12 protein-coding genes are annotated in these 14,726 nt (G+C 74.7%); 8 read left to right on the top strand and 4 right to left on the bottom strand.

Annotation, left to right across the window (positions count from 1 at the left end):
* Positions 1 to 253: 253 nt before the first annotated feature.
* Entirely contained in the window at positions 254 to 1,033 is a 780-nt protein-coding gene (locus AC3AGO_RS09740) for a GNAT family N-acetyltransferase (protein ID WP_487824596.1), read from the bottom strand.
* Between the two features lie 414 nt (positions 1,034 to 1,447).
* On the bottom strand, positions 1,448 to 3,115 hold the full coding sequence (locus AC3AGO_RS09735; RefSeq protein ID WP_487819749.1) for an acyl-CoA dehydrogenase family protein: 1,668 nt from the start codon (positions 3,113 to 3,115) through the stop codon (positions 1,448 to 1,450).
* An 18-nt stretch (positions 3,116 to 3,133) separates the two neighbouring features.
* On the opposite strand from AC3AGO_RS09735, the gene AC3AGO_RS09730 reads away from it, so the two are divergent.
* From AC3AGO_RS09730 to AC3AGO_RS09700, 7 genes are all read left to right on the top strand, one after another.
* Entirely contained in the window at positions 3,134 to 4,261 is a 1,128-nt protein-coding gene (locus tag AC3AGO_RS09730; protein WP_487819748.1) for a YihY/virulence factor BrkB family protein, read from the top strand.
* 269 nt (positions 4,262 to 4,530) lie between these two features.
* The gene (gene rsgA / locus AC3AGO_RS09725; protein ID WP_487819747.1) at positions 4,531 to 5,661 is read left to right on the top strand and encodes a ribosome small subunit-dependent GTPase A; all 1,131 of its coding nucleotides are present in this window, start codon (positions 4,531 to 4,533) and stop codon (positions 5,659 to 5,661) included.
* Positions 5,662 to 5,828: 167 nt separating this feature from the next.
* Entirely contained in the window at positions 5,829 to 6,173 is a 345-nt protein-coding gene (locus AC3AGO_RS09720; RefSeq protein ID WP_487819746.1) for a hypothetical protein, read from the top strand.
* Positions 6,174 to 6,381: 208 nt separating this feature from the next.
* The gene (locus tag AC3AGO_RS09715) at positions 6,382 to 6,912 is read left to right on the top strand and encodes a hypothetical protein (protein ID WP_487824595.1); all 531 of its coding nucleotides are present in this window, start codon (positions 6,382 to 6,384) and stop codon (positions 6,910 to 6,912) included.
* A 73-nt stretch (positions 6,913 to 6,985) separates the two neighbouring features.
* Positions 6,986 to 8,167, top strand: coding sequence for an MFS transporter (locus tag AC3AGO_RS09710; RefSeq protein ID WP_487819745.1), 1,182 nt, complete (start codon positions 6,986 to 6,988; stop codon positions 8,165 to 8,167).
* A gap of 404 nt (positions 8,168 to 8,571) precedes the next feature.
* The gene (locus AC3AGO_RS09705; protein ID WP_487824594.1) at positions 8,572 to 10,155 is read left to right on the top strand and encodes an AlkA N-terminal domain-containing protein; all 1,584 of its coding nucleotides are present in this window, start codon (positions 8,572 to 8,574) and stop codon (positions 10,153 to 10,155) included.
* Entirely contained in the window at positions 10,152 to 10,637 is a 486-nt protein-coding gene (locus AC3AGO_RS09700) for a methylated-DNA--[protein]-cysteine S-methyltransferase (RefSeq protein ID WP_487819744.1), read from the top strand. The genes AC3AGO_RS09705 and AC3AGO_RS09700 overlap by 4 nt, the downstream gene beginning before the upstream one ends.
* A 105-nt stretch (positions 10,638 to 10,742) precedes the next feature.
* Here the strand turns inward: AC3AGO_RS09700 and AC3AGO_RS09695 are convergent, their stop codons facing one another.
* Positions 10,743 to 11,243, bottom strand: coding sequence for a DUF456 domain-containing protein (locus AC3AGO_RS09695; RefSeq protein WP_487819743.1), 501 nt, complete (start codon positions 11,241 to 11,243; stop codon positions 10,743 to 10,745).
* 146 nt (positions 11,244 to 11,389) lie between these two features.
* Here AC3AGO_RS09695 and AC3AGO_RS09690 point away from each other — a divergent pair, with 146 nt between their 5' ends.
* On the top strand, positions 11,390 to 13,699 hold the full coding sequence (locus AC3AGO_RS09690) for a protein phosphatase 2C domain-containing protein (protein WP_487819742.1): 2,310 nt from the start codon (positions 11,390 to 11,392) through the stop codon (positions 13,697 to 13,699).
* A gap of 101 nt (positions 13,700 to 13,800) precedes the next feature.
* On the opposite strand, the gene AC3AGO_RS09685 is transcribed toward AC3AGO_RS09690, so the two are convergent.
* Positions 13,801 to 14,673: a GntR family transcriptional regulator gene (locus AC3AGO_RS09685; RefSeq protein ID WP_487819741.1), complete on the bottom strand. Its 873-nt coding sequence runs from the start codon at positions 14,671 to 14,673 to the stop codon at positions 13,801 to 13,803.
* Positions 14,674 to 14,726: the final 53 nt, after the last annotated feature.

Here is a 14,726-nt window from a genome sequence, read left to right as displayed (position 1 = left end):
CCCTCTTCCCTGCCCGCAGGGCAGGGCTGGGGTCTGGGGCGGGAGCCCCGGAAGAAACGGGTAGGGGCGGGGCCGGGGCCAAGCCCTCACCGCGGCGCGGGCGTTGGGTGCGGGGTGCGTTTCCTGCGCGGGTGCGGTCCGGTGTGCCCACCCGTTCCGCCCCTTGGCGGACCAGCTGCCCACACCTCGGTGGCGGTGTGCCTGACCCGCGCGGCGGAGCCGGACGTGAGCGCAGCCACACCGGGGCGGGCGGTCACTCCGCTTCGGGTGTCAGGGCGTGCTCCGTGAAGTGGCCGAGGGTGCTGAAGCCCAGCGCGCGGTAGACCGGTTCGCCGTCCGCGGAGGCCTGTAGGACTGCCGCCTCGTAGCCGCGGTCGCGGGCCGTACGGAGGGCCGCGCGGGTCAGCGCCGTTCCGTAGCCGAGGCGGCGGAAGCGGGCGAGGGTGCAGATGTTGTAGAGCCCGGCGACGCCCGCCGCCGTGAACACCTCGGCCGTGGCGACGGGCCGCCCGTCGAGGTAGCCGACGAGATAGGTGGCGCGGCAGTCGTCGGCGAGCGCGGCGGGCGCGGTCTCGGCGGCGAAGCGGAGGACCGTTTCGGCAGGCGGGTTCCAGTTCGCGGCGAGCACCGTGGCGTAGTCCGCCAACCGCTCGACCGTGGTGACCGGTTGGATGCTGAGCCCCTCCGGGGGTTCCGCGTCCAGGTCCGGTACGTCCTCCAGCGGAGCGGCCATCGCGGCCTCCGGTTCGGCGGCGGTCAGACCCGCCTTCACGAGCCGGTCGTGCAGATCGTCCGGCGCGGAGGCGGGACCCGCCCACCAGGAGAAGGTCCGCTCCGTCGCGGCGAGTTCCCGTACGGTCTCCGCGATCCGCTCGTCGGCGGAGTCCGCCGTGAAGCGGGCGCGCGCCACGATGTTGAACGTGTCGTCGTCCAGCCCGCTGTCGGCGATCAGAAGATCGTCTTTCTCCGTCACGGTCATCCCCGGTGTGCGACGGTGCAGATGACACGCGTGTTCCGCGAGGTTCCGCTCCATCGTTTCCGCGGTGCTGCCGCCCGCCGTCTGCTCAGCGCTGTTCGCTGCCGTGTTCGTCGCCATCGCGCACAAGTCCACCATGCCCCGCCCCGATCACGCCGACCACCCGCCCCGTCGGCCCGGCGGACACCCCCTCCTCCGCCGCCGCGGAGGAGGGGGTGTCCGGCCAACTGGCCGACGCCCGGCGCGAGAAGCGCTCGGACCGCCGACCGGCGCCGCCGAAGGGCGTTTCGCCGCGGCGGGAAGGGGGTGCCTGTTCCGCCTCCGCCGCAGCGGCGACCGCCTCCCCGTCAACTGGCTGGCGGCAGGCGCGAGAAGCGCCCCTCTCACTGAGGAGCAGCGTCGGCGCCCGACGCGCGAGAAGCGCGCCTCCCGCCGAGAAGCCGCGTCCGCCGGCCGGCGCGCGAGAGTCGCTCACTCGCCGGCGACAGCCGGCGTCGCGCGGCGGACGATGGACTTGAGGTCGAGTGCCTGCGGGAGCGTGCCGAACGCCGAGCCCCAGTCGCCGCCCAGCCGCGAGGCGCAGAACGCGTCGGCCACCTCCGGCGGCGCGAACCGCACCAGCAGCGACCCCTGCAGCACCAGCGCGAGCCGTTCCACCAGACGCCGGGCCCGCGCCTCGATGCCCTCCAGGTCGGCGAGTTCGGCCAGTACGTCCTTGACCGCGCCGTCCAGCCGGTGGTCCGCGCCCCGGGCCTGGCCGATCTCGACGAGGAACGCGTTGAGCGCCTCCGGCGAACGCTGCAGGGCCCGCAGCACGTCCAGCGTCTGGACGTTGCCCGAGCCCTCCCAGATGGAGTTCAGCGGTGACTCGCGCAGCAGCCGCGGCATGCCGGACTCCTCCACGTAGCCGTTGCCGCCGAGGCACTCCAGCGCTTCGCCCGCCAGCGGCGTGCACCGCTTCGTCACCCAGTACTTGGCGGCCGGCACCGCCAGCCGCAGCAACTGCCGGTCGTGCTCCGCCTGTCGGCCGCTGCCCGCCGCGCTGTCGTACGCCGCCGCCAGCCGCAGCGCGAGCACCGTCGCGGCCTCCGACTCCAGCGCCATGTCGGCCAGCACGTTCCGCATGAGCGGCTTGCCGGCGAGCTCGCCGCCGAACGCGCTGCGGTGTGCCGCGTGATGGGTGGCCTGCGCGACGGCCTGCCGCATCAGCGCGGCCGAACCCGTCACACAGTCCAGCCTCGTGGCCGCGACCATCTCGATGATGGTGGCCACTCCGCGGCCCTCCTCGCCGACCCGCCGCGCCCACGTCTGGCCGTCGAACTCCACCTCGCCCGACGCGTTGGACCGGTTGCCGAGCTTGTCCTTCAGCCGCTGCACACGGAACGTGTTCCGTGTGCCGTCCGGCAGCACCCGCGGCAGCAGGAAGCACGTCAGCCCGCCCGGCGCCTGCGCCAGCACCAGGAAGACGTCCGACATCGGCGCGGAACAGAACCACTTGTGGCCCGTCAGCGCGTACTCGCCGTCGGCCGCCAGCGGTACGGCGACCGTCGTGTTCGCCCGGACGTCGCTGCCGCCCTGCTTCTCCGTCATGCCCATCCCGGCGATCGCCCCCGCCTTCGCGGAGGCGGGCCGGTCCAGCCCGTAGTCGTACGTGTGCGACGCCAGCAGCGGCTCCCATTCGGCCGCCACGGCCGGCTCCTTGCGCAGCGCCGGCACCGCCGCGTGCGTCATCGACACCGGGCAGCCGTGCCCGGCCTCCGCCTGCGTCCACACGAAGAAGCCCGCGGTGCGCCGCAGCTGACCGTCCGGACGCGACCACGCGTCCGTGAGTCCCGCACCGACGGCGCGCTCCATCAGCCGGTGCCACGCGGGATGGAAGTCCACTTCGTCGATGCGGTTGCCGTACCGGTCGTGCGTCTTCAGCACCGGGGGCACCTCGTTCGCCCGGGCGCCCCACTCCTGCACTTCGGCCGACCCGGCGGCGTGCCCCAGCCGGCTCAGCTCGTCCCGCGCGTCCTCGGCGCGCTCCGGCGCGACATGCCGCGCCACGCCTTCGGCCAGGACGTGATCCGCGGCGAAGACGTCGTAGTCGGCCAGGGGCGGGGCCTGGTTGGTCACGGTGTGTGTGGAGGCAGGCATGCCAGATACGTTAAGGAGGTGCAGCAGGCAGATGAAACCCCGGAGCGCCCCGAAGGCGTACTGCGCAAAGCGCGCGTGCTCTATCAGAACGTCCGTAAGCGCAAGATGGCGTGGCTGCTGCTGAAGGACACCGTCAACTCCTGTATCGAATACCGGGTGCTGGGCCTCGCCGCCGAGGCGGCGTTCTTCACCCTCATCTCCATTCCGCCGCTGCTGCTCGGCCTGATCGGACTGCTCGGCTATCTCGACGCGTGGATCGGCACCGACACCATCGACCAGATCCGCGCCAACTTCCTCGACGCCTCCGCGGCGGTGCTCTCCGACCGGGGGGTCGACCAGCTCGCCCGGCCGCTCATCGACGACGTCATCGAGGGCGGCAGGCCGGACGTCATCTCCATCGGTTTCGCGCTGGCCCTGTGGTCGGGGTCGCGTGCCGTGAACGTCTTCATCGACACCATCACCGTGATGTACGGACTCGACGGCCAGCGCGGCATCGTCACGACCCGCCTGCTGTCCTTCCTGCTGTACATCGTGGCGCTCGTCATCGGCGCGGTGGCACTGCCGCTGATGGTCGCGGGCCCCGACACGGTCGTACGGATCGTGCCGCAGGGCGCGTGGCTGGTGAACGTCTTCTACTGGCCGACCGTCCTGCTGCTGTCCGTCATCTTCCTCACGACGCTCTACCACGTGTCCGTGCCCGTACGGTCGCCGTGGCGGGAGGACATCCCCGGCGCGCTGGTGGCCCTCGTCATGTGGGTGCTGGGCAGCGCCCTGCTGCGGCTCTACATCACGAACACCGTCGAAGGCCCCACCATCTACGGCTCCTTGGCGGCCCCCGTCGCCGTGCTCCTGTGGATCGGCGTGTCCGCGTTCGCCGTTCTGGTGGGCGCCGCCGTCAACGCCGCCATCGACCACGTGTGGCCGTCCGTCGCCACGGCCGCCGCGCGCCGCGTCAACGAGCGCGCCCGCGAAGAGGCCGCCGCCGAGGTCGTCGCCGCCGCGGCGGCACGCCGTGCGATGCGCGAGGCGGAGAGCGGCGGCGGCGAGGACGCCGCGAACCCGCCGGCCGAATTCCCCGAACGGTGGACGAAGTTCCTCCCGCACGGCGACGTACGCAGCAGGCTGCGCCCCCGCAACAAGCGCTGAACGGGCCCCGGCCCGGGCGTTCCCCGGGCCGGGAGAAAAGCGTTGGCGCGGCCCTCGTACGGCTGCCTACTGTGACTCTGCACGGCGCCGCCGCGCCGCACGACGAGTGGCCCCGCAGGGCCCCGACGACGGGAGGTGAGGACCGATGACTGTCCAGGCATTGAGCGCTGCCCGCGCTCGGACGACCGTCTCGCCCACCCCCGTGGCCACCGGCTGACACACCCGCTTCCCGGGCGGCGCCGGAGCCACCCGCATGAAGGGTCACTGTTGTGGATTCCCGTTCTGCCGACGCGTTTTCCGCCGCCCCGCACCCCCTCGCCCGCTACGGCTGGGACACCGCCGTCGCCGACGCCTTCGCCCCGTACGCGGAGGACGGCCTGCTGCCCGCCCGCGTCGTACGGGTGGACCGCGGACAGTGCGACACCGTCACCGCGGACGGTCCGGTACGCGCCGGCACCGCCGCCGTCGCCACCGACGACCCCACCCGCGCCGTCTGCACCGGAGACTGGGTCGCCCTCCATCCGCACGGACCCGGCGGACTGCCCGAGGTACGGGCCCTGCTGGCACGCCGTACGGCCTTCGTACGGTCGGCCTCCTCCCAGCGGTCCGAGGGACAGGTGCTCGCCGCCAACGTCGACCACGCCGTCATCGCCGTGTCTCTCGCCGCCGGCCTCGAACTGGGGCGTGTGGAACGGTTCGTGTCCCTGGCGTGGACGAGCGGCGCGCAGCCGCTCGTCGCGCTCACCAAGACCGACCTGGTGCCCGACCCGGCGACCGTCGACCAACTGGCCGGCGACGTCGAGAGCGCAGCGCCCGGCGTCCCGGTGTTCCCCGTCAGCGCCGCGACCGGCGAGGGACTCGACATCCTGGCGGCCGTCCTCGCCGGCGGCACCTCCGTGCTGCTCGGACAGTCCGGCGCGGGCAAGTCCACCCTCGCCAACGCCCTGCTGGGCGAGGAGATCCAGGACGTACGGGCCACCCGGGACAGCGACGGCAAGGGACGGCACACCACGACCACCCGCGATCTGCTGCCGCTGCCCGAGGAGAACGGGGGAGGGGTGCTCATCGACACCCCCGGCCTGCGCGGCGTCGGACTGTGGGACGCGGCCGACGGGGTCGGCCAGACCTTCGCCGACATCGAGGAACTCGCCGCCCGGTGCCGCTTCCACGACTGCGCGCACGAGGCCGAACCCGGCTGCGCCGTGCTCGCCGCGGCCGCCGACGGCACCCTGCCGCACCGCCGTCTGGAGAGCTACCGCAAGCTGCTGCGGGAGAACGCCCGCCTCGCGGCCCGTACGGACGCCCGGCTGCGCGCCGAACAGAAGCAGCTGTTCAAGCAGCGGCAGGCGCTCGGCCGGCACATGGCGGAGCGCAAACGCGGCCCGCGGCAGAAGCCGTAGCCGCCCGGAAAGGGCTCGGCGACGGCCCAACTGAAGTGTGACGCGGGTCACATGAGGGAGTGTCATACGGGAGCGTGCCCCCGTGCGTGTGCCGGGTGTCGATGGCCACGACGAAGCACAACATCACTCGACACCAGACGAAGTAACGCCACGAAGGGGGAAATTCCATGACCTCGCTCCGTACCCGCCTCGCCGCGGGAACCGCAGGGACCGTCATGCTGCTCGGCGGTGCCATCGCCGCCGCGGCACCCGCGAGCGCCGCACAGGCGCAGCCCGTCAAGGCCGCCAACGTGCTCAACTGCACGACCAGCACGGGCGCCGACGGGCACAACGCCACCGCGGACTGCACGAACAACACCAACCAGACGGTGGCGTTCCGCGTGACCGCGGTCTGCGGCTGGGCCCCCGACACGGCGGGCCCGTGGGTCACCCTCAACCCGGGCGCCCGCAACACGTCCACCGCCCAGTGCGGCGGCACCGGCGTCGGCAGCGCCTCCTGGGAAGAGGGCTGACCGCGCTGACCTCCCGGTGACCCCCGGCGTCCCCGGATGACTCGGGGGAATCCGGGAACCCTCCGCCGCGGAGCGGGCCGAGCGCCCGCTCCGCGGCACGCACATACGCGGGGCGTACGCGCCGGCCCGGCGTCCGTCGTGCGGCACATACTGTGGTGCGGTGAGCACCTTCGGACCGCGCGAGTTCCAGCTCGTCCTGCTGCGGCGGATGAACGACTTCCAGCCCGGCCTCGTGGAGGACGCGCTGCGCGAACTGGACGCGGGGCGCGCCGAGATGCGCGAGGCCAACCGGCGCTGGCAGGCCATCATCCGCTCCCCGCGCGGCCGCGGCACCGTGTCCCGCTACCGCTCCTTCCTCGGCCCGCCCGAGGACCGCTTCCGGCGCCGCATCGGCGACCTGGAGTGCGAGGCGCTCGTCTGGCCCGTACCCCTGTGGCCGACCCTGCGCTTCGAAGTGGTGACGGCCCCCGGCGGACCCGCCTGGAACGAGTGGCTGATCCGCGCCCCCGGTACGGCTGGACCCGCCCTGCGTACCGTCGAGGACCTCACGCCGTGGTCGTGCACCGTCGACGAGGCGGCCCGCGCCTTCCCTCCGGCCCGGCCCATGGAGGGCTCGGCGCCCACCCGTTGGCGGCTCGCGTTCACCGCGCCGGACAGGGCGGGCCAACAGCACAATGTGGTCGCGGAGTTCACGTGGGGGCTGCTCCAGAGGCTCCCCGAAGGGCCGGACGCGCCGTAGACTGCCGCGCATGAACCGACGACATTGATTCTCCACCGCACCCGCGCCGGCGGCGTTCCGCGCCGCGTCGGCCGTGCTGCGCCGGCGCGCCCGCCGGCCCGGGGCACGGCTCGTCCGCACGTACTACACGTGCGCCTTTCTCGAGGACTTCATCCTCCTCTACCCGGTGTACGCCCTGTTGTTCGCCGACACCGGTCTCTCGCCGGCCGCCATCTCCTCCCTGTTCGTCCTGTGGTCGGTCGCGTCCTTCACCCTCGAAGTGCCGTCCGGACTGTGGGCCGACCTCTTCTCCCGCCGCCGCCTCCTCGTCCTCGCACCCCTGCTGACCGGCGCGGGCTACGCCCTGTGGACCCTCTTCCCGTCCTACCCGGCCTTCGCCGCCGGCTTCCTGCTGTGGGGCGCGGGCGGCGCACTGCGCTCCGGTACGGAACAGGCCCTCGTGTACGAGGAGTTGGCACGTACCGGCTCGGCGTCCGCGTACGCCCGCGTCATCGGCCGCGCCGAAGCGCTCCGCACGACAGCCATCCTCGCCGCGACGGCGCTCGCCGGGCCTGCGCTCCGGATGGGCGGCTACACGGCGACGGGTCTCGCCAGCGTGGCGGTCTGCGCACTGGGCGCGCTGGCGGCGTGCGCCTATCCGGAGTCGCGAGGGGGTCGGCCCGGCGCCGGCGAACAGGACACACTGTCCGCCCTCTTGGACGTGTTCCGTGCAGGACTGTGCGAAGTCCGCGGCTCCCGGGCGGTCCGCAACGCGGTGCTGCTCGTCGCCGTGGTGAGCGGTGTGCTCGCCATGGACGAGTATCTCCCGCTGCTGCTCCGCACGTTCACCGCGGACGACACGGCGGTACCGCTGATGCTGCTGGCCGTCTCCGCGGGTGTCGCGGCCGGCGGCTGGTGCGCGGGGCACGGCGAACGGTGGCTCGGGCCGGCCCTCCTGGCCGCCGCGGTGCTGCTGGCCGCAGGGGCGGTGGCCGGCGGTACGGTCGCCGGACCGCTGCTGCTCGCGGGCGCGTTCGGCCTCTTCCAGTGGTCCATGACCACGTCCGAGGCCCGCCTCCAGCACCGCCTCACGGACACGGCCCGCGCCACGGTCACCTCCTTCGCCGGCTTCACCTCCGAAGTGATCGCCGTCCTCCTCTTCACGGCCTACGCCACGACAGCCGCCTGGGGCGCGACGCCCGCCACGTTCTTCGCGGCGACCGCCCCCCTCTACGCGGCCACGGGCGCGCTCCTCGTGCGCGGGGCGACCCGATGACGGGGCCGGGGTTGCGCTCCGGTCGCGCTTCCCACCCCTGGGCCGGGGTTCCACCCCGCCACCCGGCCCGTCCGCGCGGGGCGCAGGGGCGGAGCCCCGCCGGGGCCCGGGGCGGAGCCCCGAAGCCGCGCGCAGCGCGTGGGGTCCGGGGCGGCTGCCCCGGAAGAAACGGGTAGGGGCGGGTCTGGGGCCAAGCCCTCACCGCGGCGCGGGCGTTGCGTGCGGGCGGGACAGACCTCGCGGGTGCGGTCCGGTGTGCCCACCCGTTCCGCCCCTCTGGGCGGACCGCCTGCCCACACCTCTGCGGGGCGTCGGCCCACACCGGGCGCGGGGCGCGCCCGGCGACGCCCACGTCCGAAATCCGCCAGCGGCGGCCAGCCGCGCCCCGCACACTGGAGGGCGTGATGACAGATGACAGCAGGTATGAGGCGGTTCGCAGCCGGGATGCGCGGTTCGACGGGGTGTTCTTCCTCGGCGTCCGCACCACCGGCATCTACTGCCGCCCGAGCTGCCCCGCGGTCACGCCGAAGCGGGAGAACGTCCGCTTCTATCCGTCCGCGGCCGGCGCCCAGGGCGCCGGGTTCCGCGCGTGCCGGCGGTGCCGCCCCGACGCGGTGCCCGGCTCCGCCGAGTGGGACGTGCGCGCCGACCTCGTGGGCCGCGCCATGCGGATGATCGCGGACGGTGTCGTGGACCGTGAGGGCGTCGCCGGGCTCGCCGTCCGGCTGGGCTACAGCGCCCGGCAGGTGCAGCGGCAGCTGACGGCCGAACTGGGCGCGGGCCCCGTGGCACTCGCGCGCGCCCAGCGCGCGCACACCGCGCGCGTACTGCTGCAGACGACAGGGATGCCCGTCACGGAGATCGCCTTCGCGTCGGGCTTCGCCAGCGTGCGGCAGTTCAACGACACGCTGCGGGAGATCTACGCCCGCACCCCCAGCGCCCTGCGCGACGCCGCGGCCCGCGGCGGCCACGGCCCACAGCATGGCCACCGCGGAGGCGCCCGCGTCCCCGCGACGGGCAGCGCCGGCGCCGGCGTGCAGCTGCGCCTCGCGTACCGCGGCCCGTACGACGCACGGCAGGTCTTCGACTTCCTCCAGCGCCGCCTCCTCACCGGCATCGAGGAGGTGCTGGGCGACCCCGGCACCCGTACGTACCGGCGCACGCTGTCCCTGCCGTACGGCAGCGGTGTCGTCGAGGTGCGGGAATGCGCGGAGCAGGACCGCGGCTGGCTCGACTGCCGCCTGCACCTGGCCGACCCGCGCGACATGACGACGGCCGTGCAGCGCGTACGGCGGCTGTTCGACATGGACGCCGACCCGTACGCGGTCGCCGAGCGGCTCGGCGGCGATCCCGCGCTGGGCCCGCTCATCTCCGCGCGCCCCGGCCTGCGTTCGCCGGGCGCGGCCGACCCGTACGAGCTCGGCGTGCGCGCCGTACTCGGCCAGCAGGTGACCGTCGAAGCGGCGCGCGGCCTCGGCGGGACGCTCGTCGCCGCGTACGGGAAGCCGCTGCCCGCACAGGACGGCGGGCTCACGCACCTCTTCCCCGACTCCGGCACCCTCGCGAGCGCGCCGTTGAACGAGCTCGGCATGCCCGAGGCGCGCCGCGCCGCCCTCCGTACGCTCAGCGCGGCCGTCGCCGACGGCACCGTCACCCTCGATCCGGGCGCCGACCGGGACGAGGCCGAGCGGGCGCTCCTCGCCCTGTCGGGCATCGGTCCCTGGACGGCCGGCTATATGCGCATGCGCGCGCTGGACGACCCCGACGTCTTTCTCCCGGGCGACGCGGGCGTACGGCACGGCCTCGCGCTCACCGGCGCCGACGCAGGGCAGGCCGAACAGTGGCGGCCCTGGCGTTCGTACGCCCTGCACCACCTGTGGAACGCCACAGCCCCCACCCCCGACGTCACACCGGCCACCACCGCGGGTGACACTTCGGGCACCACCCCGGGCGACAGTCCGGACACCCTTTCGGAGCGCACACGATGACCGTCACCTTCTGGACCACGTACGACAGCCCGCTGGGCAGCCTGCTGCTCACCGGCGACGGGGACGGCGCGCTCACCTCGCTCACCGTCTCCGGCCAGTCGGGCGCGCCCGTACCGGGACCCGACGCCACGCGGGACGACGCACCCTTCGACCAGGCCCGCGAACAGTTGGACGCCTATTTCGCGGGCGAACTGAAGGAGTTCCGGCTCGACTTCACGGCGGCGGGGACGGACTTCCGGCGGCGCGTGTGGGACGCGCTGGACACGATCCCGTACGGCGCCACCACCACGTACGGCGAACTGGCCGCGCGGATCGGTGCGTCCCGCGCCGCCGTGCGCGCGGTCGGCGGCGCGATCGGTGCGAACCCGCTGCTCATCGTGCGCCCCTGCCACCGTGTCATCGGCGCCGACGGCACACTGACCGGTTACGCGGGCGGCCTCGACCGCAAACGACAACTGCTCGCCCTCGAAGGCGCGCTCTGAACCTGCCGGTTCACGTGTCACCGGCCGACCCGGTGACGGTCAGCCTGTCAGCGGTCCGCCTGCCCACCGGCCAACCTGTCACCGGCCATCCCCCGGACGGCGTGCTCACGTCCACAGGACGGTGACCAGCCACGCGCCCGCCACGAGCAGGCAGGCGCCCAGCTCTATGAGGGTCTTCCAGCCGAACGTCCGCATGGCCGTACGGGTGGAGGCCGCCGCCGCGGTGTGGCTGCCCAGCCGGGCGCGCTCCCACCCGTACATGCCGGCCAGGAAGCCCGGCACCGCGCCGAGCACCGGCACCACGAAGAAGCCCACGATGCCCGCGCCGCCCGCGAACAGCAGTGCGCGGCGCGACAGTTCCCGCTGGCGGCGCACCCGCAGCGGCAGCATGAGCTGCACCGCCATATTGACCAGCAGGAGCGCTGTTCCGCCGACCAGCAGCCACCACGCGGAAGCGGTCTGTACGGCCATCGCCCACCAGAAGACCGCCGCCCAGACGACGAGAGGCCCCGGAACACCCGGAAGCACGGCGCCCAGCAGACCGAGCAGCAGCACCAGCCCGACCAGCAGCGCCTGCCACGCGCCCATCGTCCCCGTCGTCCCCATGGCCCAAGCGTGCACGAACCCCACCCCGCTCGCCCGCCGCGTTCCTCACGCTGAGTGAGGCCGAGCGGGTCGGGCGTGAAGGAAGGAACCGGTCCGATCTTCTCGAACGGGCTTCCCCGGAACGTCGCACTGTGGACAATATGGGCATGAGCCAGCAGGGCGAACAGGACGACTGGTGGAGCGAGTTGTACGACCCGGAGGCACCGGACACGGGGCGTACCCGGGCGAGTGACACGCTCGACGACCGCTTCGCCTCGGTCACGCACACCGTGGGGCCCGACACGGCCCCCGTCCTCCCCTCCCCACGCACCCCCGAGCCGTCCGACGAGCCGGCCCCCGACGCGGGCCCCGACGCGGGGGGCGACCCGGAGCCGACGATGCGACTCGGCGCGCTCCCCGACGACGCGGCGGCCTCGCGGCCGGCCGGCCCCGGAGACGACGCAGGGCGCCCGCCCGTGCCGCCCGAAGAGCCGGCGCCGGACGCCGAGCCCCCTCCCGCCGGCCCGGCCCCCGAACCGGCTTCGCCGGAAGGCGCGGGGGCAACGCCCGAATCCGTTCCCGAGGTGCCGTACGCCTCGGAGCCGGCCCCGCTGCCCGGTTCCGGCCAGGAGGGCGAGCGGCTTCCCGGCGTGCCTGCCGGTTCCGGCGGCGAGGGCGGGGGGCGCCCGCCCGAGGAGCCGGTGACGGACACCGAGTTCTGGGCCCGGCCCGCGCCGGAGCCGGAGTTCGAGGCGGAGCCCGCGGCGACGATGCGGTTCGGCACGTTGCCGGAGGACGGCTCTGTCCCGGAGCCCGAGCCCGAGGCTCCGCCCGCCTCGATGACCGGTTCCGGTCAGGAGGGCGAAGGGTGGCCGTCCGGGGAGCCGGCGGCGGACGCCGAGTTCTGGGCCCGGCCCGCGCAGGAGCCGGGCTTCGGTCCCGCCCCCGAGTCGGCCGGCAACATGTCGCCAGGCGCCGAATCCCGGGACGAGCCCGCTCCCACCGGACCGGAACCGGCCGAGGCGCCCTCACCGGAAAGCGCCGGGCCGACGCCCGAGCCCGCGCCGGAGCGGGATTTCGAGGCGGAGCCCGCGTCGACGATGCGGTTCGGGACGTTGCCGGAGGGCGGCTCCGTGCCCGGGCAGGCGGCGCCCGCAGCGGGCGGTCCCCACGACCCCGCCCCCGAGCCCGACGTGCCGTCCACCACGGAGCCCGCCGCTGAGCTCTCCCCGCCGTCCGGCCCGGCCTCCGAGGTGCCTGCTTCCCGGCCGGGCGAGTCCGCCCCCGAGGCGCCGTACGCCGCGGAGCCCGCACCGGATCCGGAGCCCGCGGCGACGATGCGGATCGGCACATTGCCGGAGGAGGGCTCCGAGTCCGGGGCTCGTGAGCCCGTCGGGGACGTGGCGCATGTGGGGGGCGTGCCGCCCTCGTACGATCCGGAGCCCGCCGCTTTGCCGCTGGCCGATCCCGCCGCGCTCGGGGAGCTCGTGCCGGACACCGTGCTGGACGGGGCGCAGTACGGGACGCTCACGCTGCGCGCCGCCTCGCTGCGCGGGGACGCGGCCCGGCACCGGGCGGCGCTCCGCCAGGAGACGCTGCTGACCGCGCGGTTCGGGGAGGGCGACGAGGCGCTGCTGCTCGTGGCCGTGGCGACCGGCCCCCGCGGCACCGCGGAGTCGCACCGCGCCGCACGGGAGATCTGCCAGACGATCGGCGGGGCCGTCGGCCGCAGTCACGCCCGGCTCGCCGAGGACATCCGCGACGGCCGCAGGGGCGCGCTCAAGTCCGGCCTCAACCGCCTCACCGACCGCGCCTACGGCAAGCTCCGCGCACAGGCCGCCGCGCTCGGCCTGGGGCCCGACGAGTTCACGGCGGATCTGCGCTGTCTGCTGCTGCCCGCCGACCCGCACTGCGCGACGCGCGTGTATTTCGGCGTCGGCCCGGGCGGACTGTTCCGGCTGCGTGAGGGGGAGTGGCAGGACATCGAGCCGGCAGTGCCCGACGCGCAGCCCGCCGGCGGGCCCGTGCTGAGTTACGGCGCCGAGCCGCTGACCGCCGGTACGGAGCCGGGCGGCGGCGGAACCGTCACGGACCTCGCCGCCGACTCCGGCACGGACCCCGGCGCCGAGTCCCACGGCGACGACGCCGGCGGACCCCCGCCCGACCCGCGTGCCACGATGCAGCTCGGCCCGTCCGTTCCCGAGGAGCCCCTGCCGCCCGGCTTCGCGCCCGCGGGACCGGGGCCCCGGCCGTTCCGGTTCCGGGCGAGCGTCGCGCAGAAGGGCGACACGCTGCTGCTGTGCAGTACGGGTCTGGCCGAACCGCTGCGCGGCGGGAGCGGGTTGGCGGACGAGCTGGCCGCGCGCTGGGCCGGCCGGTCCGGGCCGCCAGGGCTCGCCGCCTTCCTCAGCGACGTACAGCTCCGCGTCCGCGGGTACGCCGACGACCGCACCGCCGTCGCCGTCTGGGAGAGCTGACAGAAATCACCGGCTGACGGAAATCACCGACTGGCAGGCAGAGTTCAACCACCGACGGACAGCCGGCATCCGCAACGAGCAGGCCCCCGCAGGGCTCCCGCTCACACCGCGGAGGCGTGCTCCCGCATGAGGCGTTCCGCCGCGGCCAGGTCGCGGGAGGCCAACGCGTCGAGCAGCGCCACGTGTTCGGACGCCTCGCCGAGCAGCGCGGCGGCCGCCCGCGTACCGGGCACCGGCGCGGGGCGGCGCTGCGTACGGCACTGGATGTGGTCGACGATCTCGACGAGCCGCCGGTTGCCCGTCACTTCCAGCACTCCGCGGTGGAAGGCGCGGTCCGCTGCCGCGTAGGCCGCGCGGTCGCCGCCGGTCGCGGCGGTCAGCGTCTCCTCGGCGAGCGGCCGCAGCGCCTCCCAGCGTTCGGGCGGCGCGGTACGGGCGGCAGCCAGCACCGACGGCACCTCCAACAGGGCGCGGACCTCGGCGAGTTCGGCGAGCTCGCGCGCCCCGCACTCGGCGACGCGGAAGCCGCGGTTGGGCACCGTCTCGACCGCGCCCTCGCTCGCCAGCTGCTGCATGGCCTCCCGTACGGGCGTCGGCGACACGCCGAACCGTTCGGCCAGCGCGGGTGCGGAGTGCACCTCGCCGGGGGCGAGCTCGCCGCTGAGCAGCGCGTCGCGGAGGGCGGCGAGGATCTGCCCCCGTACGGAGTGCCGGCGCGGCAGTTTCGGCCCGGCGGCCGGGCCCGTTCCCCCGGCCGGAGCAGGGGCCGGCGCCGGAACGGGTGATATGCCGGGCCCCGCGGGCTCGGGCGGTACGACGGGGGCCGGCGGCGCCGCGGGCTCGCTGTGCACGTGCTCGCCCCGTGCCGCACCGTCGTCGCCGCCCCGTGCCGCCGGGCGGGTCTGGGTGGGGACGCGGGGCCGGAGCGCTGCTTGATCCGCCCGTATGGGGGTCTCCGCTCGGGTCTGTTCCATCTGTCCCCTCCACGTGTCGAATGAGAACGTTGAGAACCATAGGCGGGCGTGGC

The organism is Streptomyces sp. BL1 (genome assembly GCF_057628045.1).
The sequence above is the reverse complement of the archived record's forward strand: the minus strand, read 5'-3'. Positions and strand labels throughout refer to the sequence as shown.

Bases quoted from the DNA above. Each gene is read 5' to 3' on its own strand.
- AC3AGO_RS09700 (WP_487819744.1), top strand. From the start codon at position 10,152: ATGACCGTCACCTTCTGGACCACGTACGACAGCCCGCTGGGCAGCCTG.
- AC3AGO_RS09715 (WP_487824595.1), top strand. From the start codon at position 6,382: ATGAACGACTTCCAGCCCGGCCTCGTGGAGGACGCGCTGCGCGAACTG.
- AC3AGO_RS09740 (WP_487824596.1), bottom strand. From the start codon at position 1,033: ATGGAGCGGAACCTCGCGGAACACGCGTGTCATCTGCACCGTCGCACA.
- AC3AGO_RS09690 (WP_487819742.1), top strand. From the start codon at position 11,390: ATGAGCCAGCAGGGCGAACAGGACGACTGGTGGAGCGAGTTGTACGAC.
- AC3AGO_RS09735 (WP_487819749.1), bottom strand. From the start codon at position 3,115: ATGCCTGCCTCCACACACACCGTGACCAACCAGGCCCCGCCCCTGGCC.
- AC3AGO_RS09705 (WP_487824594.1), top strand. From the start codon at position 8,572: ATGACAGATGACAGCAGGTATGAGGCGGTTCGCAGCCGGGATGCGCGG.
- AC3AGO_RS09695 (WP_487819743.1), bottom strand. From the start codon at position 11,243: ATGGGGACGACGGGGACGATGGGCGCGTGGCAGGCGCTGCTGGTCGGG.
- AC3AGO_RS09720 (WP_487819746.1), top strand. From the start codon at position 5,829: ATGACCTCGCTCCGTACCCGCCTCGCCGCGGGAACCGCAGGGACCGTC.
- AC3AGO_RS09685 (WP_487819741.1), bottom strand. From the start codon at position 14,673: ATGGAACAGACCCGAGCGGAGACCCCCATACGGGCGGATCAAGCAGCG.